Origin of the sequence: Acinetobacter sp. COS3, assembly GCF_000475335.1 — a bacterium.
In the GTDB taxonomy this organism is placed as follows: Bacteria; Pseudomonadota; Gammaproteobacteria; order Pseudomonadales; family Moraxellaceae; genus Acinetobacter; species Acinetobacter venetianus.
Genome location: NZ_AXCD01000053.1, coordinates 1 through 2,187 on the forward strand (window position 1 = coordinate 1; position 2,187 = coordinate 2,187).

Annotated in this window: 3 protein-coding genes; 2 read left to right on the forward strand and 1 reads right to left on the reverse strand. The window is 33.8% G+C overall.

What is annotated here, in order from left to right:
* Positions 1-229 precede the first annotated feature (229 nt).
* Positions 230-430 (reverse strand): hypothetical protein, encoded by a 201-nt coding sequence (locus IO68_RS29810; protein ID WP_004639135.1) that lies wholly within the window; start codon positions 428-430, stop codon positions 230-232.
* A gap of 131 nt (positions 431-561) precedes the next feature.
* Between IO68_RS29810 and IO68_RS29815 the strand changes: the two genes are divergently transcribed.
* Complete coding sequence (locus tag IO68_RS29815) at positions 562-1,839, forward strand: phage/plasmid replication protein, II/X family (RefSeq protein WP_023013935.1); 1,278 nt, start codon at positions 562-564, stop codon at positions 1,837-1,839.
* 16 nt (positions 1,840-1,855) lie between these two features.
* Positions 1,856-2,149: a hypothetical protein gene (locus IO68_RS29820; protein WP_023013936.1), complete on the forward strand. Its 294-nt coding sequence runs from the start codon at positions 1,856-1,858 to the stop codon at positions 2,147-2,149.
* Positions 2,150-2,187 lie beyond the last annotated feature (38 nt).

The window sequence follows — 2,187 nt, forward strand, 5'->3', positions numbered from 1 at the left end:
TTCGTATAATGTAGCCGAAGATTATGTTACATAGCTGATTTGCAACACTTTACTATGCAAATCTGCGTTATTTAACATTAATCTTCATTATGCGAAGTTGATTTGCAAACCGACATCAAAGTCGGTTTTTTTTGTGGGCGGTTAGGGGAGTCCACGTCTTCTAGTGTGGACTTAGGTCTCATATTTGAGACTCGTGCGTATTAATATGTTTATATTTTGACCGTTATCTTTAGTTTTTTATATAGAATCTACCGAGATTATCTACATCCAGTTTTTTTAGACCAATTTCGATCAGATGGTGCAGAATTTCACTATCTTGAACAACAGGATAGCCACCTTCTAATAATTTATTATTAATTTTTCTATGAGCTTCCCTGAGTAAATCTTGTTCTGACTCTTTGATTCTTAAGTACATATTTCGTTTGCTCACATTTCAGCTCCTATGTTGTCATGTTTTTTATCATACATGTTGTCATGAAAACAATTGACGAAACATGTTGTCATGTTTATATTTATGTGAAATGTTTATATGACAACATGACAATAAATAATTGGTGGGGCATGTTAGATAAGATTGATCAAAGGATTTTCTTCAAGCCTGAATACTATCTAGGTAATGAGCGAGACGGTTATGTTTTGACTCGTAGCTTATTAGATTTAGGTTTGACGACTGTACACAGTCGCGGTGTTTATAAAAACACTGAGGGTAAAATCTGTAATTCAATTTTATATCATCCATTTGAAACTTTACCTACGAGCTTCACTGGTATGGCTTTCAAGATTTACCATGAAGGTATGAAAGTAGGAAAGGGTGATGATTCTCGTTATTACCCACCATACATTGAATTGAAGTGCTCTCCAGCCAAGATTTTACAAGGTCATAACGTATTTGGTTCAGATAACATTTTTCATGGTGCTATGGAAATGTTGGGCTGGCTATATATGTCTAATCCTAAATTAACAGAAATGCTTGATCTGGATAATGCTGTAGTTCTTTGTCTTGATGTCACTTATTCAGCTCGTCTAGCTAACGATGATCAAGTCAATAAAGCTCTTGATTTTATGCGTAACGTTACAAGTAAACATATACGTAAATCTACTAAAGTTAGATGTTTTGAAAATACCGTTTATTGGGGTTCAGAGCGTTGTAAACGCTTGGCTCGTAAGCTTTACGGTAAAAATGTTGAATTTCATAAACAGTTAAAAGAGCAAATACTTCTTGCTAATAAGAACGATAAAAATGCAATGCGTGTTGTTCAAGTAATGCAAGATTCAAGGCTTCAAGAATGGACAAAAGGTCTTATTCGACTTGAAACAGGTATGAAAGCATATTGGTTAGACGAACAAGGTTTACCACTTAAATTATTTGATTTAATTGATTATCAAGATAAAAACCCAAATTTTTTACAAGATTTATGGCTAAAGGCTAACGCTGAGATATTTAAAACCCTTGAGGGTGAATTTATGAATGTAACAAACGACGAAGACGTCTTTAATTTATTAGCAAATACCTATCAGGTTTATACAAAATCAGGGAAATTGTCCCTTACAAGACCACGTAATCTAAAACGTTTTTATGATGACATCCGTCAATATGGCTGTGATGTATTAAAGAAACGATATAGCAAAGCTCAATATTCTAGATATATGGCTGATCTTATAGATGCAGGTATTCCTAAAGCAGTTCTACAGAATTTACATGACCAGAAAGACAATAACGTAATACGTTTTGTAGAGCTTCTAAAAATTGACTTTGGTAAACAAGTACCAGATTGGTATGAAGAACCAGTTTCAACTTTCGATTTTCGTCCGCAACCTAAGTTGCGTTTAGTTTCATAGCAGAGGTGTTTAAACCATGAATAAACAAGTATTTCTAGTTACAGGTGTTGATCCAAGTAAAGGAACATTCGTTGATCCTAAGACAGGTAAGAATATTGATTACGACAGCACAAATTTTTACGTGCAGACACCAGTAAAAGCTGGTCACGGCACTAAAGGAATTATTCAAAAGATGGCTGGTTCATCTAATTATGAACGATTTAAAAACTTGCCTGTACCTTGTGAATGTGAGTTCGAATTTAATTTAGAGTTTAGCGGACAGTTTCCTAAAACAACTCTTATCAATGTTACACAATTGAAAACATCATAATATTCAAAGGCTTATATTACATTACTTCGTATAATGTA

What these genes read in the sequence shown, in the direction of transcription:
- IO68_RS29815 (WP_023013935.1), top strand. Translation starts at nt 562, where the DNA reads ATGTTAGATAAGATTGATCAAAGGATTTTCTTCAAGCCTGAATACTAT.
- IO68_RS29820 (WP_023013936.1), top strand. Translation starts at nt 1,856, where the DNA reads ATGAATAAACAAGTATTTCTAGTTACAGGTGTTGATCCAAGTAAAGGA.